Annotated in this window: 19 protein-coding genes; 1 reads left to right on the top strand and 18 read right to left on the bottom strand. The window is 32.7% G+C overall.

Annotated features, from left to right (window positions below):
- Positions 1-70: 70 nt before the first annotated feature.
- From GQR94_RS06245 to GQR94_RS06215, 7 genes are all read right to left on the bottom strand, one after another.
- Positions 71-1,024: a glycosyltransferase family A protein gene (locus GQR94_RS06245; protein ID WP_158974672.1), complete on the bottom strand. Its 954-nt coding sequence runs from the start codon at positions 1,022-1,024 to the stop codon at positions 71-73.
- Between the two features lie 29 nt (positions 1,025-1,053).
- Entirely contained in the window at positions 1,054-2,178 is a 1,125-nt protein-coding gene (locus GQR94_RS06240; protein ID WP_158974671.1) for a polysaccharide pyruvyl transferase family protein, read from the bottom strand.
- Positions 2,179-2,198: 20 nt separating this feature from the next.
- Positions 2,199-3,725, bottom strand: coding sequence for an MATE family efflux transporter (locus GQR94_RS06235; RefSeq protein WP_199271544.1), 1,527 nt, complete (start codon positions 3,723-3,725; stop codon positions 2,199-2,201).
- Between the two features lie 122 nt (positions 3,726-3,847).
- Positions 3,848-4,819, bottom strand: a complete 972-nt coding sequence (locus GQR94_RS06230) for an acyltransferase family protein (protein WP_158974670.1) — start codon at positions 4,817-4,819, stop codon at positions 3,848-3,850.
- A gap of 281 nt (positions 4,820-5,100) precedes the next feature.
- On the bottom strand, positions 5,101-6,189 hold the full coding sequence (locus tag GQR94_RS06225; RefSeq protein WP_158974669.1) for a GDP-L-fucose synthase: 1,089 nt from the start codon (positions 6,187-6,189) through the stop codon (positions 5,101-5,103).
- 97 nt (positions 6,190-6,286) lie between these two features.
- Complete coding sequence (gene gmd / locus GQR94_RS06220; protein WP_158974652.1) at positions 6,287-7,399, bottom strand: GDP-mannose 4,6-dehydratase; 1,113 nt, start codon at positions 7,397-7,399, stop codon at positions 6,287-6,289.
- Between the two features lie 642 nt (positions 7,400-8,041).
- Positions 8,042-9,790: a c-type cytochrome gene (locus tag GQR94_RS06215; protein ID WP_158974668.1), complete on the bottom strand. Its 1,749-nt coding sequence runs from the start codon at positions 9,788-9,790 to the stop codon at positions 8,042-8,044.
- Between the two features lie 455 nt (positions 9,791-10,245).
- Here GQR94_RS06215 and GQR94_RS06210 point away from each other — a divergent pair, with 455 nt between their 5' ends.
- On the top strand, positions 10,246-12,582 hold the full coding sequence (locus tag GQR94_RS06210) for a hypothetical protein (protein WP_158974667.1): 2,337 nt from the start codon (positions 10,246-10,248) through the stop codon (positions 12,580-12,582).
- On the opposite strand, the gene GQR94_RS06205 is transcribed toward GQR94_RS06210, so the two are convergent.
- The 11 genes from GQR94_RS06205 to GQR94_RS06155 all read right to left on the bottom strand — a co-directional run bounded on the left by GQR94_RS06205 (position 12,579) and on the right by GQR94_RS06155 (position 24,783).
- Positions 12,579-13,154: a WcaF family extracellular polysaccharide biosynthesis acetyltransferase gene (locus tag GQR94_RS06205; protein ID WP_158974666.1), complete on the bottom strand. Its 576-nt coding sequence runs from the start codon at positions 13,152-13,154 to the stop codon at positions 12,579-12,581. The genes GQR94_RS06210 and GQR94_RS06205 overlap by 4 nt on opposite strands.
- A gap of 1 nt (position 13,155) precedes the next feature.
- On the bottom strand, positions 13,156-14,328 hold the full coding sequence (locus tag GQR94_RS06200; RefSeq protein WP_158974665.1) for a glycosyltransferase: 1,173 nt from the start codon (positions 14,326-14,328) through the stop codon (positions 13,156-13,158).
- Position 14,329: 1 nt separating this feature from the next.
- Positions 14,330-15,313, bottom strand: coding sequence for a glycosyltransferase (locus tag GQR94_RS06195; protein ID WP_158974664.1), 984 nt, complete (start codon positions 15,311-15,313; stop codon positions 14,330-14,332).
- Between the two features lie 62 nt (positions 15,314-15,375).
- Complete coding sequence (locus tag GQR94_RS06190) at positions 15,376-16,425, bottom strand: sugar-transfer associated ATP-grasp domain-containing protein (protein WP_158974663.1); 1,050 nt, start codon at positions 16,423-16,425, stop codon at positions 15,376-15,378.
- Between the two features lie 21 nt (positions 16,426-16,446).
- Positions 16,447-17,775: a phenylacetate--CoA ligase family protein gene (locus GQR94_RS06185; RefSeq protein ID WP_158974662.1), complete on the bottom strand. Its 1,329-nt coding sequence runs from the start codon at positions 17,773-17,775 to the stop codon at positions 16,447-16,449.
- Between the two features lie 184 nt (positions 17,776-17,959).
- Positions 17,960-19,210, bottom strand: coding sequence for a WcaI family glycosyltransferase (locus GQR94_RS06180; protein ID WP_158974661.1), 1,251 nt, complete (start codon positions 19,208-19,210; stop codon positions 17,960-17,962).
- A gap of 4 nt (positions 19,211-19,214) precedes the next feature.
- Positions 19,215-19,643 carry a VanZ family protein gene (locus tag GQR94_RS06175; protein ID WP_158974660.1) on the bottom strand — a complete coding sequence of 143 codons (429 nt, stop codon included), beginning with the start codon at positions 19,641-19,643 and terminating at the stop codon, positions 19,215-19,217.
- 57 nt (positions 19,644-19,700) lie between these two features.
- On the bottom strand, positions 19,701-20,636 hold the full coding sequence (locus GQR94_RS06170; protein WP_158974659.1) for an acyltransferase family protein: 936 nt from the start codon (positions 20,634-20,636) through the stop codon (positions 19,701-19,703).
- Between the two features lie 20 nt (positions 20,637-20,656).
- On the bottom strand, positions 20,657-21,805 hold the full coding sequence (locus GQR94_RS06165) for a glycosyltransferase family 1 protein (RefSeq protein ID WP_158974658.1): 1,149 nt from the start codon (positions 21,803-21,805) through the stop codon (positions 20,657-20,659).
- 16 nt (positions 21,806-21,821) lie between these two features.
- Positions 21,822-23,171 (bottom strand): hypothetical protein, encoded by a 1,350-nt coding sequence (locus GQR94_RS06160; RefSeq protein WP_158974657.1) that lies wholly within the window; start codon positions 23,169-23,171, stop codon positions 21,822-21,824.
- A 247-nt stretch (positions 23,172-23,418) separates the two neighbouring features.
- On the bottom strand, positions 23,419-24,783 hold the full coding sequence (locus GQR94_RS06155; RefSeq protein ID WP_158974656.1) for a lipopolysaccharide biosynthesis protein: 1,365 nt from the start codon (positions 24,781-24,783) through the stop codon (positions 23,419-23,421).
- Positions 24,784-24,802: the final 19 nt, after the last annotated feature.

Below are 24,802 nucleotides of genomic sequence, written 5' to 3'. Positions count from 1 at the left end.
TGACGTAATATTGTTATGACCTTTTAAATACATATTTTTTTATATATAAAAAAATATGTATTCGTATTTGTTAATATTTGATTCTTGGATATTTTCTTAAACGCCATCTTAATTTACTACTATAAATTAGTGCTTTAGCTAAAGGTTTTAAATATTCGTTTTTAAAAAAATATCTCTCTAAACCAGAAAATTGAGTAATTATTCCTTGATCTAAACCATCAATAAATTTCTGTAATAAATTATATTTATTTTGATTGATAAGTATTAAAAAGGTGTGTCTTAATTCATATTTCATAAAGATTACAAAACTCTTATTACTTTTACTTTGACTATTGTACGCTTTGAAAACTAAATTATATCGTTTTATGATATCAGACATTACCTCTTCAAAGGTGGCAGTAGTAGCCTGCCCTTGCACATCACCAACATAAATACTCAAGGGATAACCACAGTAAACAACCGTGCTTAATAAACCTAACAAGAAAAAAAGCGCATAATCTTCATTCTGTTTCATCCCTACTGGAAAACCAGAAGTAGTATTAAAAATAGTTTTAGTTACCACGGTAGCACTCGAGTGCAAAAATACATGTGGATTTTGAAAAAAATCTATTTCAACTATTTGATCACTATATTTATCAGCTAATCTAAGATAATCTCTACCACCAGATCTCACTTTACCCGCACAACAAATAAAACCGGCATTGGGAAATTCAGTAATTGCAGCATACATGGTTTCTAAATAAGTGGGCAACCACTCATCATCACCATCTAAGAAAGCAATATATTCATATTTAGCATGTAAAACCCCTTGATTACGGGCAACACTTACCCCTTGATTTACTTGATCTATTATGCGTACACGCTTATCATTAGTGTAATTCGATATTACATCAGTACCCTTGTCAGTACTACCGTCATTAATAATAACAATTTCGAATTCAGAAAAAGTTTGTTCAAGTACCGTTGACAAGGTTCTTGTTATGGTATGTGCTTTATTATATAGTGGAATTACGACACTGATCATGACTTTTGGTATGCTAAATTATTTATACTTTATCGCGTTTTCTTGTCTTTATTGACATTATTGAGATACTTTTCAGATACTGAGCGCAACGCTGCTAACTTAGTATTTACTGCAGGCCAATCTATAGGTGCATGAATCAAGTCTTTTGTAAGTTCTTTTTTATCTAAAATTAATCTTCCTTCTAAACCAAATAATTTCAGCATAGATGTAAATCTTGTTAACCCTCTTTCCTTATTACCATAAGCAACAAACGGTTTATTAAACAATATGGAAAAAACACAGCCATGAAACGAATCTACTACTACGTACTTCGCATCCATAAACCCTTTTAGCCAACTTGTAATTGTTGGGTATATTGCATCTTTAAGGTCATAGTCTAAATTAGAAGATTTTTTATTGGCCATGAATGCTTTACCGTGCAGCTCTTTTTCAATAGCACTAATTACTTCCTGACGATCACCAGTTACGTCTAACATGTAAACTAGTATGTCGCCAGGACTTTTTGGTTCATTTTCTTTTTCAACCAGGGTAATATAATCTTCCTTTTGAAGTAACATGGTAGGGTCTACGTGTTGTATTGCATCAACATCAAATACATTTTCACAAATCATCACGCCAGAGTCTTCTCTTACCGAAATTTCATCAAATGATTTCAATAAGGTCTTTACCTTCGTTGTTACATCTACGGGATGTTTCCAATTATCTACTCCGAAGGATGCTGCGTAAGACATCTTTTTTGTTTTCGGATTTTTAATAAAATCTAGAAATAAATTATACTTAATACTATCTGAATACTCTAACCGCCAAACTTGATCACTACCCACGATAACAGCGTCAAAGTCAGTAACACCAATCACTTGCTTTAGTTGTTTTTCAGAAGTAATTCGTGCAGTTTTTGGTTGCATGTACGTATGAATAAATTGAGTTGGATTTGCATTAATAAGTTCTTTTTGTTTCTTACTCTTAAACTTAGTTTTATCACTAAGTCGCTTGATCGCATATTTTAAATTAAGCAAAAGGTTGTCATCATACTGCCTATCTATCAGTATAACGTTATGCCCCTTTTTCGTCAAAAAAGACTGTAAAGCATACGACTGCAGAATTCCTCCAAAATTATTGTGAAGCGGTAAAGTTAAAATACCTATTGTTTTCATTTAGTTATTTTTTAGAACGTTTAATTTTTTATTTTACCTTTTACAAAACTTACTAATGAAGCCACAATTTGTTTTTCTTCTTTATACAATCCAAAGAAATATATTGATGTAAATAACACTAATGCCGAAACTACTCCCGTAACCAAAAAACGTAAAGACATTTGAACCATTGTGGTAATAAAATAGCATGCAATCACTGAAAATAAGACTGGTAATATTATTCGAAATAAGACCCGGTCTAAATAGTGCTTTATAGATAACCCAGCTATATTTTTCAGAAACATTATTCGAAAACAACAAGCTAAAGCCTCAATCGCGATATAACTTATTAGTGCCGAATATGCAGGAAAACCCATTTTTAAAAGAAAGTAGGCTATGGGTAAATTCACAAGTAGTAATAAACCAACCACTGTCTGATACAGTTTTATTTTACCTGTTGCCTGCAAAGCGGAAGCGAGACCTATTGTTAATTGATTTGTCATAGCGGCAATTAAAATCAGGTTACAAAAAATAACAGTATACTCTGGGACTTCTTTTAGCCATAAGGTTAATATATTATTCATCTCGAAAATACATGGTATGGCAAATAGTGCTAATAAGAGAAAACTTAATTTACTTGAGGTCATTGCAATACGTAACATTCTGAATCGGTCACTTGCACCTTCGCTCTTCATTATTTGTGGGTTCACCGCTTTTAACATCATAGATGAAAAAGCATTTAACTGTCCTGCCACTTGATTTGCTACCCCATAGGCGGCATTAACAACTGCCCCAAAAAATAAGTTTAAAATCAATGCTAAGCCTTGATTTCTTCCAATACCAGCTAAAGAACCGATCAAATTCCAACTTGCAAAGTTCAGCATCTCATTAAATAGAGGTTTATCCAAATTCTCTTTAAAATCAATTTTACATTCTGGATATTTTCTGATACAATAAACACTTTTTACAATCCGAATAAAGATGGTTAGACTAGCCACTAATATTGCGTAAAGCAAAAGCCTATCCGCATCATAATAAATTAACCAAATTGCAATGCCAAGTTTTAAGAAAGATTCAAAAATACCTACAATTGCATCAAATAACATGTTCTCGTGAGAATTTATAACAGCATCAAAGGGCACTGAATTCATTGTAAAAAATGCACTAAAAATCATAAATTGGTATACCCATTTTGCAGTGGTAATTCTATCGGATGGAATATTTAAAAATCCGTCAAAAATGAAAACTCCTAAAATTTCAAGGATTAAAACAACAACAAAGCCAATTAGGAGATGCAAATAAGTACTTGATTTAAAAATATCTTTTAATCGTGACGAATTATTTTTACCCAACTCTACTGAAAAATAACGTTGTGAAGACACTGTCATGGAGGCATTCAAAAAAGATAACATGGCTATTACGCCACCAACCAAATTGAATATACCATAATCAACAATCCCCAAAGCATTTAAAACTAACCTAGTGGCGTATAAGGAAATTACCATAGATATTAACATCTTGGCATATAAAAATCCAGTATTTTTTGCTACGCGTTTTGCTTGATCCAATCTTTATTTATTTTAATTATTATAGTTAATAGGGCTTTGATAATTTCAATCAAATTGTTTTAGTCCCCTTTATATGTTAATGAAATTTTAAATTATATTTTGCGTTGAAACACACTTTTAAATTATAAACGAATCAATTGTTTAAAATTCCAATCTTTACTTGAAAACAATTGTAAAAATATATTTGTTAAAACTCTTAAAATATAGGCTACAGAAAGTATGAGCCCAAAAACAATTATGGTATTTAACGGATACCATTTATTATAGGCATCAGTAATCACACTAAATTGCACAATGTAAATTTCATACGTTAAAGAGGATACGAAAAATATAAACGGCCAGATTTTATAGCTGGCTAATTTACTACACCATTTATAGCTTACAACTTTGTAAGAATAATAAAGAAAAGACAATAGCGGAAGTGCAGCAAGTAATTGTATGTAATACCAATTATCTGTTTTTCCTTTTCCAAAAATCATTATAACAAAATACATAAGAAAAGATACCGCGCAAAGTATAAAATCAACAAACAAGTTTTTAGTAATTATCCTTTCTTTATACAGGCTTATATTGACTCCTAACATCATTGAACTGAAATAACAGATATAGTGGAATGAATGATAAATACTCCCGTTTTGTTTGGGTAATATTAAAATTAAAATTGCGGTGAGTATAATAGTAATTGCTAAAATCTGTTTTGTGTATTTTTTAAAATATTTAATTATAAAATATATTATTGAAAAACTAATAATAAAGCATCTAACAAACCAATATTCACCTGCCAACAAAAAATCATACCAATTAATATTTTTAGCAAATATTAAGTTAGCAAAGACAAAAAAGACTATAAGTGTAGGCCATAACCGTATTATTTTTTTCTTAATCCAATAATCAAACCTCACGTATTTACCGTCTTTATTCTCAATGTTTGTTAAGAAAAACCCAGAAACAAAAAAGAATAACGCGTTGCCATGAACACCCAATGTTGCAAAACTAATGTTGTGATTCTCATAAAGCGGTATATAATGGCTGTTAGTTATCATTATTGCCGCAATAAATTTTAAAATATCAATACCATAATTACGGTCTTTCATATTAAAGTTTATTTTATTCAATGTTTATAATTAAGGTTTATTCTAATCAGTCTTGTAAATATTTTTATGTGAGATATTGTATAGCTTAAAATGCAGGTAGACCAAATTATTCTTGAAAATTTAACAAATGAAAGATGCCAATCAATGAGTTCCAATAAAATTTTAATTCCGATTTATACTTGAAATCCCTTCAAAAGTCTACTTATTGTTTTATTATTGAAAATATGTCTCAGTGCATAAAAGGCTATTGCGCTTCTATTTTTTTAAATAAATAGAGTTTTTTATGCTTGCTTCAAGTACCAGTCATACACTTTTTGCACACCTTCTTGCAATTCTATCTTATGTTTCCATCCTAAGCCGTGAAGTTTAGACGGATCGGTTAATTTTTTCATGGTTCCATCAGGTTTATCCGCATTGAAATATAATTTCCCTTTAAACCCAATAGTCTCTTTAACTAATTTTGCTAAATCTTTGATAGAAATATCTACCCCTGTACCAATATTAATATGAGTATTTCTAATCTCTTTGGCTTTTGTATCGTAACAATCTTTAAAATCGCGTTCTTCCATTAAGAACACACAAGCATCTGCCATATCTTCACTCCATAGAAATTCGCGCATAGGTTTACCAGAACCCCAAATTTCTAAATGTACAGTGTCTCCTTTTTTCTGAATGCCGTATTTATCTAGGATAGAGTAGATGTCTTCATCCATAGACGCCCCATTGATTCCTTCAATAGGAAGCTTGTTTAAATCTTTGCGTAGCGTATTCCAATCTTGATTTTCTAAAGCTTTACCCAAATGCATTTTACGAATTAATGCTGGTAATACATGCGATTTCTCTAAATCGAAATTGTCATTAGGACCGTATAAATTGGTAGGCATTACCGAAATAAAGTTACGGTCATACTGCAGGTTGTAACTCTCACACATTTTAATCCCTGCAATTTTAGCAATAGCATAGGGCTCATTAGTGTACTCTAGGGTATCTGTTAAGAGATAGTCCTCTTTCATGGGTTGCGGACAGTTTTTTGGGTAGATACACGTACTCCCTAAAAACATTAATTTTTTAACATCGTGCACATAACTTTGATGAATCACATTATTCTGTATCATTAAGTTGGCATAGATGAAATCTGCTCGGTAAGTATTATTGGCAACAATACCACCAACTTTAGCAGCAGCCAAAAACACATATTCTGGTTTTTCTGTAGCAAAAAATGTTTGTACCGCAGTGCTGTCTGTAAGGTCTAATTCTTTATGAGTGCGGGTAATAAAATTGGTATACCCTCTAGCTTCTAAGTTTTTTATAATGGCACTACCCACTAAACCTCTATGACCAGCTATGTATATTTTTGCGTCTTTCTCCATGTGTATTCGTTAAACTGAGATGAAACTTTATTATTTAGCACCAATACCTAAGTTGTGCTAAAGGCATTGGTGCTGTATTTTGAACTAAAAATTAGATTTATTCGAAGTAGTTAAAGGTGTTGTAACCACCTTCTTTTAAGAACTGATCTTTCTGCATTAATTTCACATCGTTCTTCATCATATCTTTTACCAAATCTTGTAAATCATACTCAGGAATCCACCCTAATTTGGTATTTGCTTTTGTAGCATCACCAATTAATAAATCTACTTCTGTAGGTCTAAAATATTTAGGATCTACGGCCAATACTTCTTTTCCTATTTCAATTTGGAATTCTGGATTGGTACATGCTTTTACATATCCTTTTTCATCAACGCCTTCACCTTTAAATTCTAATTCTACGCCAACTTCAGCAAAAGCCATACGTACAAATTCTCTAACAGGAGTTGTTTTTCCGGTAGCAATAACCCAGTCCTCAGCTTCTTCTGCTTGTAAGATCATCCACATCATACGCACATAATCTTTGGCATGACCCCAATCTCTTTTGGCATCTAAATTTCCTAAGTATATTTTGTCTTGTAAACCAAGAGCAATTCTAGAAGCAGCACGCGTAATTTTACGGGTTACAAAAGTTTCTCCTCTAATAGGCGATTCATGGTTAAACAAAATACCATTACAGGCATACATACCATACGCTTCTCTATAGTTTACGGTAATCCAATAGGCGTACATTTTAGCAACAGCATATGGGCTACGTGGGTAGAAAGGTGTAGTTTCTGATTGTGGCACTTCTTGTACTTTACCATATAATTCTGAAGTAGAGGCTTGGTAAATACGTGTTTTCTTTTCTAAACCTAATAAACGAACAGCATCTAAAATACGGAGTGTACCTAAACCATCTGCATTTCCTGTATATTCAGGAACTTCAAAAGACACTTGTACGTGACTCATTGCTGCAAGGTTGTAAATTTCGTCTGGTTGAATTTCTTGAATTAAACGGATAAGGTTGGTACTATCGGTCATATCCCCATAATGCAAAATAAAATTACGATTTTCTATATGTGGGTCTTGATACAGATGATCTATTCTATCTGTATTAAACATTGACGCTCTTCTTTTAAGGCCATGTACTTGGTATCCTTTTTTCAATAAAAATTCACTCAAGTAAGCGCCATCTTGTCCCGTTACTCCTGTGATAAATGCTACTTTCATATGTTGATTAAATTAAAGGTTATTAGATCAAAGTACGCCAATTAGTTTTTTGGAGAAGCTTTGATAGTTAAATTTTATGGAATTATTTTTAGAAAGGGAGGTTGTTTGCTATAAAACTTAAGTCTTTTTCAGCGCTCCGCGCCGTAAGCCACATAATTGGGTCACGGTTGTAAACTATTTTTTATAAGTATGCTAAGGTAAGTTAGCCTAATACTTAATCTCTGTGGTTTTCCACATAGAGTCAAAATAAATTCAACGGCAAAATTAAACGGGCAATCTTCATAGCACAAGATTTCTATAAAAAGTATGTTAAGATTTATGAAGTCGATAATAAAAAGGAGGTCTTTGTGTAAATATTCCATGCTCGTCCTTAACAATCTGAGATTAGTACAAGGACGTTTAAGTCGCCATAAAATGCCTCCTCAGGTGTATGGTAAATTTTACCGATAAAGTGTAATTCATCGATAAAGCGGTATCCTGTAAGGAGGAAATAATATGCAGATTATCGGCGTATTTTGTGCGATGAATAATAGAAGGGACACTATGGTTTTAGTTTGGCAGGGGTGTAGGTATATTAATTCTTATAGGATGTGTTTATTTAGTTTAGCTGCTACTATTAAAAGGTAAGAGATTTACGGCATCTTATTTTACTTTTTTCTCCTTTTTCTCCAAGGATAGAATATAGCGTACAACCCATTTGGTATCATTGCTTGAAAGTTTAATTTTCCAAGCCGGCATGCTGCCATGACCAGATCCGTTTTCTATGGTTTGTATAATGTTCTCTTTTCCATTGATCCATTCCTCATCAATTAAACTTGGTCCTATTGCACCTTGTCCTATCGCTCCGTGGCACATCTGGCAATTATTCTCGTAGATGGCTTTCCCTCCCCATAAAGAATTTATTTTCTTTTTTGGTTCGTTTTTACTATAATGTGCAAGTCTTTCAGGTTTCCATTCCGTGGGACGGAACAAGGTGATGGTTTTATTGCTGAATCCTGATACATAAATATTTCCTGTTGCGGTATCTTCCAAGACATCTAGGGGTTCGCCTTCTAATCCTAAGCCCATTTTTAATCCGTCATAATCTTGAGCAATATCATTTTCTTTGCCACCAGGTCTTAAGAATACCAAATCATTGTGTACCATTCGTGCCACAATTAAGCATCCTTTTAGTCTTCCATTAAAAGAATTACTTTTATATTCAGCAATACCCGTAGGAGCAACATGAGGTCCAAAATCGTAGGTAAACCCTTTAAAATTGGCATCTGCTTTTACTCCGTTGTATTCAGAATTATCTAAAGCAGCATCTCCATCATTCAATACATATTCTGCCCTAAGTGGGTTAGGATGCCCATAATAGCCGCCCTCCACTACACGTGCCAGAAAATCATTTTGATCTGGTTGTGCGCCAATTACAGCGGGGATATTTTTTGGACCCGTATATTGTATTGTTGCATTTGGCGGAATATAATAAGACGATTCAGGATCTGACGTTGGGGTGTTCTCATTGCCCCCTGAACCATTTATAGTGGTGTAAAGTTGGCCATTGCTATGCCATACTAGGTCATAACCATTACGTACACCTGTAGCATATATTTTTAATGGTGCCATTGCAGTATAGGGATCATAGTTTCCACCCCCGTCCAACGTCTTCACTGATAGGGGTAATTTTTTTGGTAATTTACCAAGATCAAGACATAAGATAGTAGCAGATAGTAAAGCCTCTCGAGTGGGTTCCTGGTTGGGTTCACAATCGCACCAACCCATTCCTGTATTGGCGCCTTGACCAAAATAAAGCTTTCCATCTGGTCCGAAGACGATAGAATTGGCAAAATTTTCATGGTTGGGTCCAAAACGAGGGAGATCTTTTAAGACCAAATCATTTTTTATGACTTGGGCGGACGAACTGCTTAACTGCATGCGTGCCATACAACCTGCCCAATTTTTGGTGCTAACCGGTTCTTGGATATCAGGAAACACGACCCAGCTGCTCGGAGTTTCCGAAAATGTAGTCCAAACGATTAAACTATCAGATGTTGCGGCAGGGTCAAAAGCCAAACCAATTGTAAATTTTGATGCATTACCATAAGGTTTAAATGTTTGCTCTAAAACCAACTCACCCGAAGGCAGAATTATAAAGCGTTTTATTTCTCCATTTATAGCACTTGCATACAATTTATGATCTGGGCCCATTACCAAACTGGTATATTGCCCTTTTACCCTGTCGTCTAATGTTATTTTTTGGAATTGGACTCCTGCTAACTCCCCTTTGGGCGTAGTGGCATATACTCGAAATGTTCTTCTCACATATCTATTTAGTCTGTTGGGGTAAAACACAAGAATAACTAAGGTAACGGATACAACTATTAAAAATATTTTTTTTAGTTTCATTTTTAACATTAGGGGTGCTATGTTATATATACTTTAAAGTTTTTAATTTGGACGTTTTGGAATTGAAATAAGTTCATACAATGCGATTTGTGTTTCTTTCACTCAAAAATTAAAAAAAATGAACTTCAGTACTAAAACCAACCGTCAGTTTTTCTTCGTTTCAGGCCTAATGAAATAGGATTACTTACTTTTTATCGCCTATTGATGCTTAATTATCCCTAATTTTTAATGCTATTTAGTTCAATTTTATTGATAATGGCATGATTTATATCATATAAAAATAACATATCCTTAAAATGGCTGGTATTCTTCAATAAATTAATGTGATAAAAACATGATAGTTGTTAGATTTTTGAGGTATTCTTTTTAAAGCCAAAAATAAAATGTGATGTTGGCAAATGTGCTAAAAATACATCTGATTGAGCACTTTAACCGTATATCTTTGCGTTATAACGATGAAATATTTTCTTTATAGGGAAATCCCCAATTATTTCTATAAGGAAAAACCTACAAAATTAATTAAAATGAATCGAAGTATGTTGAGTACCGTATTGATGGCGGTGTGCCTCCTTTTTTCTGGAGTTTCTTGTAAAAAAGATTCCGAATTTACCGAAACCGTATTACTTGCTGAAGAAGAAGTAATCATTGATGTTGAAAATGCTATCGTAATCCCTGTAGATTTTGATTGGACTACAATTCCTGATGAATATAAGGATGCGGTATGGGATATTCAATTTGATGTTGACCTTAATGGTGAGACCATTGTTTTACCAGAAAATGTTACCTTATATTTTACTGGGGGATCATTAAGTAATGGAACGGTAACTGGTGATGGTACTAGTACTATCGTTTCAAAAACAAAATACCAGGTGTTTGATGCTGTAGATTTAGCAGGAACTTTTGTAGAAGAACAGTATTTAATGCCTTATTGGTTTGGTGCGGTTATGAATGGTATCACGGATGATCGTGATGTTTTTGTAGCAACTTTGGCTCAAGCACATGCGGTATCTGCACGAGTAATGGTAGATAAAAATATATTCTTAGATGTTGAAGAAACGGGAACCAAATCTATTTTCTTAGAAGATAACACTTGGATAGAAGGAAAGAATGATGCCAATATTATTATTAATAATATGTTATCACCTGCATTTTATATAGTCCTATCTGAAAATTTAGTTTTTAAGAATATTACTTTATTGTGGGATAATAAATATGACGCTTCCATAAATGCTTTCGCAGATATAAATAGTGCCAATTTAACTAGATTGAAAGAATTCATGACATCTGAAAGAGGAGTCGTTTTCAATTCTAGTTATCCAATGTTTAGGGGTCCAACATCATTTTATGCAATATTTTCAATTGAGGCGTCAACTTACATCGAGTATGATAATGTCAAATTTGTAGCTAAAGGCGATACCGCTGATAGATTTATTCCTTGGGGAATCAAATTTAAGGAGCAATATACCTCAGATCAAATGGTTACAGGTACTTCTGGAGAAACCACTGTAAGTAAAAATATTTTACTTAATAATGTTGTGATGGATGGTGTTATTATGGGTATTCAAGGGATTGTTCAAGATTTAAAATCAGAAGGTTTAAAGTCATATAGGTACTCAGATGCCCAAAAGTTAGATGGGACTTATCTTGGGGGTTACAATGGAACTTTATATCATTTTCCTCCACCGCACTTAATTTATTTGAATAATGATAGTTCAAAAAATTATACGGTTACAAATGTTGAAATCAATAATACTATTGATGAGGGAGAATATGTGGGAGTAAATAATGTTAGGAAAACAGGAATAGAGAATAGTGGGTTTTGTAATTCTCTGAAGTTGGTAGGGGTGCAATATAATGTATCTGTAGATAATTACAAATCTTATAGAAGGGATGGTATTGCGGATATAGGTGATCTAAAAAATAGCGTAATAAAAAACTTATATTCTGAAAGTAGAACAGAAATTTTTGAGGAGGATGTTAAATATGCTTCTCTTAGATTTGTTGGAGAAGAAATGGAGAATACAATCTTTGAGAACATTGTTATTAAAGACAATTCAGCAGTTTCTACTTTTTATCCTATGGATTATACTTTCGGAAATCACATTTTATGGGATAATGTGAATGTATTTGTCAATGAATTGAATACAGATGATGCTGGATTTTTTGGAATTTTTGGTTCAAATAATACAATCGTTAATTCTAGTTTGTCTATAGAAAAACATACCTCTAGTCAATTAAATAGAGGGGTCATATTTCACAATGAAGAAACCTTAAGCAGTGGGGCTAATAATCATTATGAAGTAACAGTCAATGGTTGGAGAACTATAGATGGAGATTTTCGAGAAGAAAATTGTAGAATGTTGTTTGCTAATAGCGATAATCCAAATACAAATTATGCTAAAGTAATAGACACTAGTAATGATTATATTATTGAGCAAATTGATAATTTTCAACAGGATCAATGGACGCGTACGGAAGTGGTAGATTTAGGTCTAGGCAATAGTCAAAAACTGGATATAAATATTCCAGCTGGTTTTACCGTAGAACATGTAAGTGTAAATACCTTAGAAAGTTTAGTCTCTGGCTCAATTGTTAGTTTAGGAACAAGTAATACCTTCAAAGATAATTTGTTAGGCACTATATCTAAGACTACCGGTATTAAAACAAATTTAGTTAATGAAGTAATTGCCTCTGCAGGACATAGAGATGTTTATATTTATGGTAATGAAGATTTTAACAATACTGGCAAAATTGAGGTTACACTCAAATTGGTAAGAGGTAGTCAATATTAGTTATTTTTTATTTTCCATCTAGTTTTACTTTGGTTCGTAGGTACTTGTGTGATTACTCTATTGTTTTCTTGATTAGCTACGATTATTGAGCCAACGGTGATTACGGTATCTGTTCCAATTGTAACGTTAGGGCCAATAAAGCAACAAGCACCTACCCAAGAACCATCTTTTAACGTAATTGGACCATTTCTATAGGGCATAGCAGGGTTGCGGAAATCATGGTTTCCTCCGCATAAAAAGCTGCGTTGTGAAATACAAACATGGTTGCCAATGGTTAATAACTCAAAATTGAGTAAAAAGGCTTCTTCTCCAATCCATACATGATCGCCTACCTTCAGTTTCCATGGGAAATGGATGTTAACCCTAGGTTTGATGACCACACCGATCCCGATTTCTGCACCAAATTGCTTTAATAACCATACCTTTAATGCACTTGGGTAAGGTAAGGCACTTAAGAAAAAGAAGACTTTAATGATGTACCACAAGAGTTCTTTTATCCGGCTTGCTCCACGGTTTAAACCTAGTGTGGAGTCAAAATCATTTAACTGTACCTTTGATTTAAAATTGTCCATTTTAATTTGTCTTTAATCCGGCAAGTAGCGATTTAGCCCCTTGTGCTATTGTAAATTTTGTTGCGTATACTTTTTGGGCATTTTCGCTCATTTTAGATTTTTCTGAGGGAGCCAATGCTAACCATTGTTTTAAAAGCGTATAGGTGTCTGCTTCGGTATCATTTTGAACAAATCCTCCATTTTCAGAAGTAATTTCGCGCCATATGTTTACTTTATCGCTAATTAATACAGGTTTGCTACAAGCTAAGGCTTCTACGACAGCGATACCAAAATTTTCTTGATGACTGGGTAATATGAAAGCTTCACTTTCATAAAAAGCACCCCATTTGGCATCACCGCTGAGCATTCCGGGAAATAATATATTGGAAGAACTTGATGCTAATTTTAGTAGTTCTTTACCATATGCTTCTTCCAGACCTGGTCCAGCAATAATTAACTGCGGCAAATTCTCTAACTCTTCTTCAAGATTTAGGTAGGCCTTAATTAATAAATCAACTCCTTTTTTGGTGTGAATTCTGCTTAGGAAAATCAAGAAAGGTTTGTCGTTCCAAAGCGGTACTTTATCTTTTAAGACCTCTTTCATAGAAGCCGTATAGGATGGTGGTGCTTGAATACCATAGCCTACATTAATTTCACGTTGGGGTTTGTAATTCGGAAAAGTAGTGCGTGCTAATAATAATTCTTCCTCACAAGTAAATAAGACCCCATCTGCTTTATTAATAACATTATTTTCAAACATTTTCCAATACACATCATTTCGCAAGGCTTTAAGCTTTCTTTCTTTTGCTTTTTGAAAATAAGGATCTAGCATACCATGTGGCATAGCGTAAACTTTGGGCGAAATGGAATTTTCTTTTCTATACTTTAGAATAGCCTTAATAGTCCCATGACTATGATAGGTCCATAGACCATGAATTATGACCACATCAAACCTTTGAAAGTTTGATAAAAGCCAAGGGATTAAATTTTTATGATATTTCCAAGGTGTGGTACTTGATCCTAAAGTGTGAATAGGAAAAGGGTCTTTAATCCCATAATCAGAAATAGTTTCATCTAAACAAACTACCTCATTATGAATACCAAGTTTTTCTAGTTCAGGTATTGAATTTCTTATACCTTGGCAAGGCCCTCCTTGTTTAGGGTGCATACTAGGTATTACTCGAAGTATTTTCATTTTAAGATAATTTTTTATAAAGTTCAATATACTGCTTGGAGATATTTTTCACTGAGAATCGTTGGGCGTTTATTTGCCCATTTTTAATCGTTTCTTCTCGAAATAAATCGTCATTAATTATTTTAAGATATGTTCGTCTAATAGAAGCAACATCATCAGGTTGAACAAATGCAGCAGCTTCTTGCGCTACTTCAATCATGGGTTCAATTTTCGAGGTAACCACTATTCTTCCGGTTTGTTGCCCTTCTATGATAGGCATTCCAAAACCTTCATAGATAGAAGGGAAGTTCACTATATCACAGTTAAGATATTCGTTTTTTATATCTAAGTCAGTTAAATTTAGAGCGTTTGAGTATTCAACTCCGTGCTTATTTAAAAAATTTATTTGATCTTCTTTTATTTTTCCAATAATGCGAAGATGGCAAGGAATACCTTCTAGGGCTTCAATACTTTTTATTAAGTTTTTATTCCAGCCTGTTCCGATATGAAGAATGATCGGCTTCTTTTTATTAAATTCTTTTTCTTGAAAACTAAATATAGGATCTACTGCATTATGAATAACCAAAAGCTTATCAGTATTTATTTTGCTTAAAATGTTTTGTTTTGTTTGGTTAGAAATACAAACAACTTTATCCGCTATTTTCAAAGGCAGATATAGCCAAAAAAGCCACTTGTAAAACTTTTTAATTGGGTTTTTCACGTTATCTAAAAAAACGAGATCGTGAATGGTTAATACTGTTTTAACTCCTACTAGCGCTAAAAGTACATCATGAATATGACCTGTTACATGATGTATCTTATTTTTATCTCTGCTTTTGTAGGTGTAGATGTTATTCTTTAAAAGATCTAAAGGCATTGACCCTTTGTTGGGCATTTCTAAAATAGAAATTTCAGCAGATTTCTCTAATTCTTCTATTAGTGTTCTAAATACACGATGTATGGAATGACCTACTTTAGGATGTCTGAAATAATAATTAATTTTCATAAATTTCTTTATGGTTTGTTGTGGTTAGCTCAAAATGATTCGATGTCACCAATCATGACATTTTATATACGTAGCTTATTCCAGGCTAGATCTTTAAAACACGGGCCTTGACTAGCTTCTGAAAATTTAATATCATTGCTATAGCCATTCCATTCCATTACAATAGGTTCATTATTTGTATCTACAATAAGATCCCATCCAATGGCTTGCACCATAGGAACTCTCTTATGTAATCGTTCTACTAATTTTTTGCATTCTTCAAAATTAGGAATCAATTTATGATCAAATTTTTCTAAGGTATCTGGGTGTTGTTCAATTTTATGCCAATTAGGAAGATATCCCAAAGAGTTAAGAGCCCCATTGTCCATATTTATTGAAATACGAATATGATCCTCTGATGATACATGTGTGTTGTGTTTTCTTCCCAAACGAAGATATGCTGCTCGCAAGCTAACTTGAAAATTACAATCAATGACCGTAGTTAATCTTATGGTTGCAACAGAATCTGTTGTGAAAGCATTAAAAAAATGATGTTGTTGGATGTATTTTTGAATGACACAATTTCCTAATTCCAAAATTTTTGAAATTTCGAATTCCTTATATTGAAATACGTGAACACCCTTCCCTTGACAAGATTGATCTAACTTGCATATCACTTTGTCCGTATTCTTAAATAATAAATTCTTAAAATCTGCCTGCAGAACAGGATTATAATTATTATCAAAACACCGACAATTGATTAAATATCCTAAATCGGGGCAAGGTTTCTCTTCAAATAATTTGTGAGTTATCGGTTTTAAATAAGATATTTTGCCATAATCTCCTTGGATCTTAGGAATGACTACTTTTCCATAAAAATTGTCAGGAATCCAGCCTTCCTTGAACACTTCAGAAAAGTGGCTATACACATAAAGCCATGGGGAAAACCCTTTCCACCCTAAAATTTCTCTAGCGTAAGCATCAGATTTCTTTTTTAATGTGAGTGGAAATTTTCCTTTTTCTTTTTCTAGATTTTGGAGTGTATTTTGGGCAATAGTATTAGATATATGGTGGTAACGATACCAATCATATTTTTCTATTTGTTCTTTCACTAGGCTTTTTATAGGGCTCATAAAAAAAGGTAAACGTTATACCTATTTTAAATTACTTACAATTAAAGGTGTTTTTCTGCCTACTTGTTGTATTTTTTGTACTTCTTTGGGATATACTTTAATTTCTTGCCGCGAACGTTGCATGATTAATTCTGCCATATTCTGAATTTCTTTGCTATGATTATGATGCCCCCTAGGTACATATTCCATAGAAACCGAATAATCTGCCTCTTGGCGTAATTGTATTTCTTTAAAATTCTTCATATGCCCATTAAACATAGCCATCAAATGTTCCCCTCGAATTCTTAAACCAGAAGGTGTTTGAATATTATGTGCTTGTCTCCCTCGTACGTTCTCCATTAAAGGAAGTTGTTTACCACAACTACACATTTCATCCATAAACCTTCCTTCATCACCAATATCATAACGGATTAAAGGAAAGGCATAATTTGTCAAATCTGTTAATAATATTCTTCCGGTAGTATTTGGGGGTACCGGTTGGTTTTCTTTATCTACAAACTCAATATGTACGGTATCTTGCATAATGTGCAAGCCTTTCTGTTCAGGACATTCTGCTGCGATTAACATAATTTCGGTATTCCCATATTGATCGCAAACTGGTGCTCCAAAAGCCTTTTGCATTAACTCACGTTGTTCTTCAAATAATGGGGCAGAGGTTACCCATACCATTTTTGGAGGATGAATTTTTATATTGTTATCTAATAGATATAAGGCAAATTCAAAAACAACATCTACATAGCCTTGTAAAAGTGAAGGTTTTATGCTGTTAAAATCAGTTACGAATTTCTCTAAGTGTTCTTTAGTGGGATTAGCAGCCGCTAAAAAAATACGTTTTGTGGGCCACCATAATAAGGCATTACTGATACGCTCAGAAAATGGACGTTTATAACGATAAATGAAGGCTTGATTTTCCCATGGTTCTATGCCCCACCAATTTAATATGCGCCAGCGAATAGGAGTTTCTGGATTTCGTAAGTCTCTTAATATAGATATTGGATGCCCTGTACTTCCAGAAGTTTTTACTTTTTTAACACCAACAGAAGAAACATTTTTTATTTTAATATTTTCAAAATTTTCTACTAATTCTGCCCTTGTTAGAGGTGGTATCTTTAAAAAGTCTCCTGTTGTTATAGTTCCATTTTCAGGTAAATTTAGTTTGCCGTATTTTTTATTATAAAAGGTTGAATTTGTTATTGCATGATGAATAAGTTCTTGGCGTTTTTCTAAATTGTACTTATCTAAATTAGGTTCTTTTAGCCTTTTTTTGGTCTTTTGATGTAAGCGGTTTAGTTTTGGATTTAAAATTTTTGTTTTAAACGAAAAAACTGCTTTAGCGAAGCTATTCCCCATATGTTATTCGTTTTTAATATACCAACGTTTTAAGACAAGAAGTATTGCTTAGAATTCTCTGGTTTGGCTGAATCTGATAAAAAAAATTAGAAAATAAAGATACTGCGATAGTATTTATTTTCTCACAATTATAGATAAATAGTACTAATCATCGACCAAATGCATTCTTATAGTACATTGTGAATTAGAGCTGTTTTTCAAAAGCACTCATTATGTTTTCCATGGCTAAAAATTGTTGTGCATAAGCTCTAGCTGCATCGGTCATTTTTTTAGTGTTTGTGTCTTCAAAAGCTTTTAAAATCCCTGTATTTAGAGCGTCTTGATTTTCGGCATCTACCACGATGCCCATGCCATATCTATGTATTAATTTATGCAAACTTGCCGTCTTGTTTGCCGTAACCAACGCCAAGCCTCCAACGGCTAAAATAGTAGTTAATTTGGAAGGCATCACTAAGTCACTGGCCTTTTCTTTTTGTATGACCAAATGCAAATCGGCCATGTTTAAAAAAGCATTAAAAGCCTCCATAGGTTGTAAGGGTGAAAAATGAATATTAGTTAAGTTCATCTTTTGGGTCATGGTGATTAATTTTTCTTTGTAAGGACCAGTACCGCAGATGACAAACTGTATGGCTTGTTTTGTTTTTAAAGCATCCGCAGCGTGTAAAATTGCTTCTAAACCTTGTTTTTCGCCGATAGCTCCCGAATAGAGTACTACCCAGTCCGTAGCCTTATAGCCAAACTGTGCTTTTAAAGCAGCTTTATCGCTTAAAGGATGAAATGTTTTAGTATCCGTCCAATTTGGGAAGAACAGTAATGATTTTTTTGCTTTTCGTTCTATCCGTTCCATCATTCCATCAGAAATGCTGCTCACCACATCGGTATGTTTGAATATAAAGCGTTCGGTTCCGTATAATAATTTTAGAAGTGCGGGAGATTTAATTAGTCCTAAATCTTGTGCCGCTTCAATTTGAAGGTCTTGAATATGATGTAAATGTTTAGCTCCCTTAATTTTTTTATATAAAACACCTAAAAGACCAAACTGAAAAGAAGGCGCAATGGAAATTACCCAATCATATTTTTTTTGAAACAATTTAGGAAGTATTGCCATAAAAGCAGAAATAGAAAAGGATGTATCTAAAAGCATCCGTTTCAATCCGCTTGGATTTGTAGGTACATACATGGGACAACGTATTACGGTTAATTTCCCGCCAGAAGGATATTTTTTCACTTCCTTTTTATACCAAAAACGATTTTTCCGATAGGGTTCTTGAACTTTCCAATACGGATAATAGGGGTACGCAGTAAGTACGGTACATTTATGGCCATGTTCAGCCAGCCAATGCATCATTTCTCCAGAATATTTTCCAATACCAGTTAATTCAGGTGAAAAGTTATACCCTATAAATAAAATATTTTTTTTAAAAATTTGCTCCAAGGTGCTATTTTTTTAGTCGTTTTGTTATTTTGTAAAATATAAAAATTGGTAGTAAACCAAGACCTGCGCCAATACTTCCCCAAAGTACATCTTTAAGGTCAGGGCTTCTAGAGGGGATGAAGTATTGTCCGAGTTCTGCAATGATAACGGTAAGTACTAAAATTATTCCCGTTAAAATCCAAAATCGAAGACTCTTTTTTTGGATATAGATTAGATAGATTCCCGCTAAAAAACCTAAGAAAACAAAAGGGACAGCTGTTCGTTTTCTACTGTTTCGATATTGATCCGCCCAATTGATAAGCCAATCAGGTAAAAAACTATACTCCCCTACATTTGGATTAGTTTTCCAACTGAATAGAAATATCAGTGCAATACCAATAGTAAATAAAGAAAATCCTATTATTTGCACGTATTTTTCAGGTTGTTTTTGCATTATTGAGTAAGGATTAACTAATTAAGAAAGACCTTTTATTTTTTAATTTAAGTTTTTTTAGCGCTCCCCTAAAAGATATTTTTTTGTAATGTTATTTCTTCGAAACACGTAATATAAACATGTCGGGATACTTATGGCAATTAATAGGAGTAGCCATTGGTTAAAGTTGGGGTAGAAATTCAGAATTAAGTAATTAATGGGTAAATGAAGATACATAATAACCATAGATGCTTTTCCGACAATATTAAGGCCAACATTTTTTTCAAAAGATTTAAAAAGTTTTATCATGCAAAATGCAGATAATATACTTAGAATAAAACTTAAAAATGGGATGCCATAATTTGCTAGCTTCATATTAATGTAGAGCTCATTGAAATAGAAAGTGCTGGCAATAAAAATAATTATTATTGATATTATCGGCACAATTTTAGCTAAATGTACTTCGCCAATTAATTTTTTAAATAAAAATCCCGTAAAGAATAAAGGACAAGAATATAAACAAATATTTAAGCTCAATGGAATATTTATTGTTTGAAAATACAGTTGATTTGTATATGCTAGAATTAAAAATAGGAACATTAAGAGTGCAATCTTTTGAATTTTCCACCCGTTTAGTAAATTGAATATTTGTTGCGTGAAGAATAGGCATGTAATAAACCAAAATACACCTGTCCAAGTGTATAAAAATGGCCCACCCAATACTAACCTTCCAAAATATTCTAAATAGCTTTTTTCTTCAAAATACATTTGCAGCGCTAAGATTGGAACTAGATATACAAAATAGGGTATAATTAGATGAATGAATTTATGCTTTAAATATTCTTTGTAAGGTTTAAATTTAAATAAGAAACCACTTATCATAAAAAATGTAGGCATTCTCATGATAGAATTAAAGGTGTTATCTATACTGCCATCTACTATGATATGCCCTAGGGCGACTAATATTATCATTAGACCTCTTATGTTATCTATCCATTCAAAACGTTTTTTCATTACTATCAGTTCATCAATTTTTAGTTAGCCATTATTTTTAAATAGATATTTTCAATATCGTTAACAAAAGTTTCATCTTGATATTTTTTTGCATTTAGAAGAGATTTTTGAATTAATTCTTCTCTAGTTTCTTTTGAATAATTTAATATAGTTTCAATGGCAAATGCACCTTTATTAACAATTGTTTTTTTATTCGTTGCTGATATGTATGTGGCAGCTTCACCGCCAATTTCGTTCATAGGCGCTTTATCTGTTGTTATTACAGGGCAACCGCATGCCATCGCTTCAATTATAGGAAATCCAAAACCTTCTAATAATGAAGGAAAAATAAAAACAGTAGCACCTTGATAGGCCTGAATTAGAATAGCATCTTCAACTCTAGTTAAAAAGTGAATATCTTCACTATATTGAGATTCTTCCCTTAACTTTAACATAGTTGCGGTAGCCGCAGAACCAATCATTATTAAGGGCGTCTTTTTTTTACTTAATTTTCGCCACTGGATATATATATTTAAAACGCCATTTCTATTTTTGTAAAATGTATTGCTGCCTATATGTAAGATATACCCTCCACTAACATCAGTGTTAATCTGTTCTCCAATGCTTATTCTAGCGTTATTAATAGATCCAATTTTAAATTTTTGATCTATAGCGTTATAAATTTGAGCGTTAATTATTGGTTTTTTATTTAAAAAACCTCCTAATTCTTTTTGAGTGTTTTTCGAAATTGAAATAAAATTTGAAGCTTTTCTAAAACCATTCAAAATCAGGTATTGATATATTCTACCAGTCCAAGCTGTCGGGTTTTCGGGTATTAATCCTTGTGCAGATTTTAAGGCTATAAAATCATGACAATGAACGACATGCTTTTTGTTTTTTACTAATGGAGTCCATATTCCTAAAGCTTGATCAATTAATACATAAATGGTGTTTTTATCTGTATTAATATTTTTCCACTTAAACGAGAATGGAAATAGAAGGTATTGATCAATATAACGTAACCATTTACCAAAGCCTTTATTTTTTCTATTTTTAGATAATATTAGTCTTGGTGCCCAGATTTGAGTTTGATATCCTTTATTACTGAGCTTATTAGCTAACGATTCTGTATAGCGCTTCATGCTGTACCCTAATGACCCTTCCTGATGTATTAAAAACACTATATTCATTAGTAAGCTTGAAAATTTATTTTTTAATATTTTTCACAAAACTTATTACTTGCCTAATCATATAAAATATAATTAAATACGTAACTAAGCCTTCTAAATATCCTCTTAAAATGAATTTGACATCTATAAGAATTCCTCCAGAATTTCTAAACATTCCTAAGAAGGTAAATACATTCATTAAGGCATAAGGAGCATATACCATAGTTTCATTAGCTAGATATACGAAAGAATTGAGTAATTTAAAAACAATGAAAAAAGTGATAAATTGAAGTATAAAATACCAATAACCAAAGGTTGCCAATCCATCACCAACATGACTAGTTACGCGATACATTCCATATCCCGATCCATATAAAAAATCTCCTCTTGAAAATTCCAATTCTGTTTTATCAAATTGAACTCCGAAAAATCCTAATATTGGCGTAGGTACTAAGGCGAGAATATTATTTTGAAATAACTCAAACATTTGCTTGTTCCCATATCCTCTTTTTTCGGCATAATATAAAGTTTCATCTGTAATACGCATATTGGCATAGCGCTCTAGCATGAAATTATCAACATAATCTTCTGTCCATCCTTGAGAATATTGGGTCTTTCGGACTTGTATTTTATCTTTTATTTCCTTTAGACGATCCATTAATTGTTCGTTTTGGACTGTCTCTATAGTTTCGTTAAACGCCTCCATTTTATTGGCATTGTTTCTTAGTTCCTGATTGTAAAGCATTGTTTCTCTGGTGTATAACATTGCTAATGAGACATTACTCAGGAAATTAAGACCTACAAATAATAAGATTCCGCCAATAATCATTTTGGTTGGTGATATAATGGTTGTTATCTTTTTATTATTAATAATTAAAAACAGCATAGACAGTACACCGAAAATTCCAAAAGGTGTTATAATAAGATGTCTTTTGTTGGACGCAATGTTTATTAAAAAGATTACCAGAGTATATAACCATAATAATTTTTTTTGATTAAATTTTACATTTAGAAAACTTGGAAAAAATAAGCATAGAGGAGCAAACATTAAATAATCTAATCCAACTAAAAATTTTCCTCCAACATCACCATATTCAACGGCTCCAGTACTTAAATTATATAATCTTACAACTAATCCTATTAGTCCCATTCCCCATAGTATCTCTGGGGTTATTTCAAAAAACTTTAATTTAAAGAGCGTTCTTTTTATTATGTTATTTTGATATGTTTTAGCATTATATCTGCAGGCAAGATAGAAAGCCAAGGATGATATTAGAAAAAGAATTATTTCATAGACAAACGTATCATAGGCTCTTTCAAAACCATAGGTTATTGGTTTGCCTTCTGCCAGTGTTGCGATTAAAGGTAGAAATCTATATAGGAACATAGATAAATACATGCAGAAGGCAAAAGGAAATAATTTTATATATTTTAATTTAAAAAAATATGAAAAAATAGCTAAACTTATAATTGCCATTACACAACCATAGAAGTTGGGTAGTGAAGGAAAAAAGATCATTTCCGCCACAACTCCTAAGATTAATAATAATCTTAAGATTTTTTTAATTAGAGTTATTGTATAGTTTTTATTTTCTACCATATGATAGATTTCTTAAAATCGATTATATATCGTTTTATTTTTTTATTTTTTTTGAAATTTTTTGAAATAATTCTTTAAAGTCATCCGCACCATGTGAAACTAAATCGCTGAGGGACATTTTCATTATTTTGCACCCATTTGGTACAACAAGAAATACTAATATTAGATCTAAGGATACGGCGCCAATAGCAGCTCCAGTAATGCCATAGAATGTTGCAAAAAGATACGTTAGTAATACAGATAGAATTGCTGCGATTATGCCATAGATCCCCATTCTTTTTGGTTGATTAACAGCTCGAAATACCATTTCAGAAGTATACCACAGAGCATTGAAAAGCATAGCCGAAATTAAAGTATACCACATTGCTCGTGGAAGTTCTAATTCATTATTGGTCCAGATATTATAAAACCATAAACCAAAAATAGCTAAGAATATTACGCCAATTAATGATAATAAGAACACACCAATTATTGAGACTCTAAATATTTGTTTAGCAGTTTTCCAATCATTTTTACCTATCGCAATTTGTAATTCAGGAAATACTGTGGGTTCAACCAAATACAATAATTGATTAAGTGACCTGCTCAAGGTTCGCGCAGTGTTAAATATAGCTACTGCCTCTGGTCCTAAAACAATCCGTACGACAAATGTAGTTCCCTGAAAGTAAATTATTTGCCAAACGGGTAGCATTAAATAACTTAATCCTTTTGTCGTAATTCCTTTTAATATTACAGCATCTTTCGTTCCTGTAAAGTTTTTATACAAGCCTAAAACAGATCTTCCCTTTAACCAATATAAAATGCTAAAAAGAACTGTTACCATTAATTGTGAAATTGCAAATGCAACAATACCGTATTCAAGCAATAATACTAATAAACCAGCGGCCAAATTTAGTGCAGCTCTTATAGTTAAAAGGTTTATGCTTAATGCAGCCCTTTGAGCTGCTCTATAAAATGATTCAATTAATTGATCGTAAAAGTTTAATAACCTAGCTATAATAAGAATTGAAACCGCTAAAATAGCATCTTGACTGTCTATTAATGACTTATCAAAAACATGGAATATATCTAGCACATATATTGCTATAGCCCCTAGTACTATTGCAATAAATACCATTATGGTAATAATATAAAAACCTGTCTTACTTATGTCTGCGGCCTTTTGTTTGTCTCCTGAAGCATATGTTAATACTAGGCTATTTGCTGCTGCAGAACCAAATCCTAAATTAGAAAAGGCCATTACGCTAGGGATTATGGTTAAAGTAATCCACTCACCATAATATGCGGCTCCCCAAGCAGCAATAAAAAAGGGTACTAAAAATAGTTGCTCTAATACACGGACTCCTTTTGAAAGTATTGAGGCCAAGCCATTATTTACTAATCTTTTTTTTAAGGACATAATTTTAGTAAAGCCAAGT

This window comes from Cellulophaga sp. L1A9 (genome assembly GCF_009797025.1).
Classification (GTDB): Bacteria; Bacteroidota; Bacteroidia; order Flavobacteriales; family Flavobacteriaceae; genus Cellulophaga.
Note: the sequence above shows the minus strand (reverse complement) of the source record. Positions and strands in the feature narration are given on the sequence as shown.

Coding starts and splice junctions, on each gene's coding strand:
- GQR94_RS06245 (WP_158974672.1), bottom strand. CDS start 1,024: ATGATCAGTGTCGTAATTCCACTATATAATAAAGCACATACCATAACA.
- GQR94_RS06240 (WP_158974671.1), bottom strand. CDS start 2,178: ATGAAAACAATAGGTATTTTAACTTTACCGCTTCACAATAATTTTGGA.
- GQR94_RS06230 (WP_158974670.1), bottom strand. CDS start 4,819: ATGAAAGACCGTAATTATGGTATTGATATTTTAAAATTTATTGCGGCA.
- GQR94_RS06225 (WP_158974669.1), bottom strand. CDS start 6,189: ATGGAGAAAGACGCAAAAATATACATAGCTGGTCATAGAGGTTTAGTG.
- gmd (WP_158974652.1), bottom strand. CDS start 7,399: ATGAAAGTAGCATTTATCACAGGAGTAACGGGACAAGATGGCGCTTAC.
- GQR94_RS06215 (WP_158974668.1), bottom strand. CDS start 9,790: ATGAAACTAAAAAAAATATTTTTAATAGTTGTATCCGTTACCTTAGTT.
- GQR94_RS06210 (WP_158974667.1), top strand. CDS start 10,246: ATGAAATATTTTCTTTATAGGGAAATCCCCAATTATTTCTATAAGGAA.
- GQR94_RS06205 (WP_158974666.1), bottom strand. CDS start 13,154: ATGGACAATTTTAAATCAAAGGTACAGTTAAATGATTTTGACTCCACA.
- GQR94_RS06200 (WP_158974665.1), bottom strand. CDS start 14,328: ATGAAAATACTTCGAGTAATACCTAGTATGCACCCTAAACAAGGAGGG.
- GQR94_RS06195 (WP_158974664.1), bottom strand. CDS start 15,313: ATGAAAATTAATTATTATTTCAGACATCCTAAAGTAGGTCATTCCATA.
- GQR94_RS06190 (WP_158974663.1), bottom strand. CDS start 16,425: ATGAGCCCTATAAAAAGCCTAGTGAAAGAACAAATAGAAAAATATGAT.
- GQR94_RS06185 (WP_158974662.1), bottom strand. CDS start 17,775: ATGGGGAATAGCTTCGCTAAAGCAGTTTTTTCGTTTAAAACAAAAATT.
- GQR94_RS06175 (WP_158974660.1), bottom strand. CDS start 19,643: ATGCAAAAACAACCTGAAAAATACGTGCAAATAATAGGATTTTCTTTA.
- GQR94_RS06170 (WP_158974659.1), bottom strand. CDS start 20,636: ATGAAAAAACGTTTTGAATGGATAGATAACATAAGAGGTCTAATGATA.
- GQR94_RS06165 (WP_158974658.1), bottom strand. CDS start 21,805: ATGAATATAGTGTTTTTAATACATCAGGAAGGGTCATTAGGGTACAGC.
- GQR94_RS06160 (WP_158974657.1), bottom strand. CDS start 23,171: ATGTTCCTATATAGATTTCTACCTTTAATCGCAACACTGGCAGAAGGC.
- GQR94_RS06155 (WP_158974656.1), bottom strand. CDS start 24,783: ATGTCCTTAAAAAAAAGATTAGTAAATAATGGCTTGGCCTCAATACTT.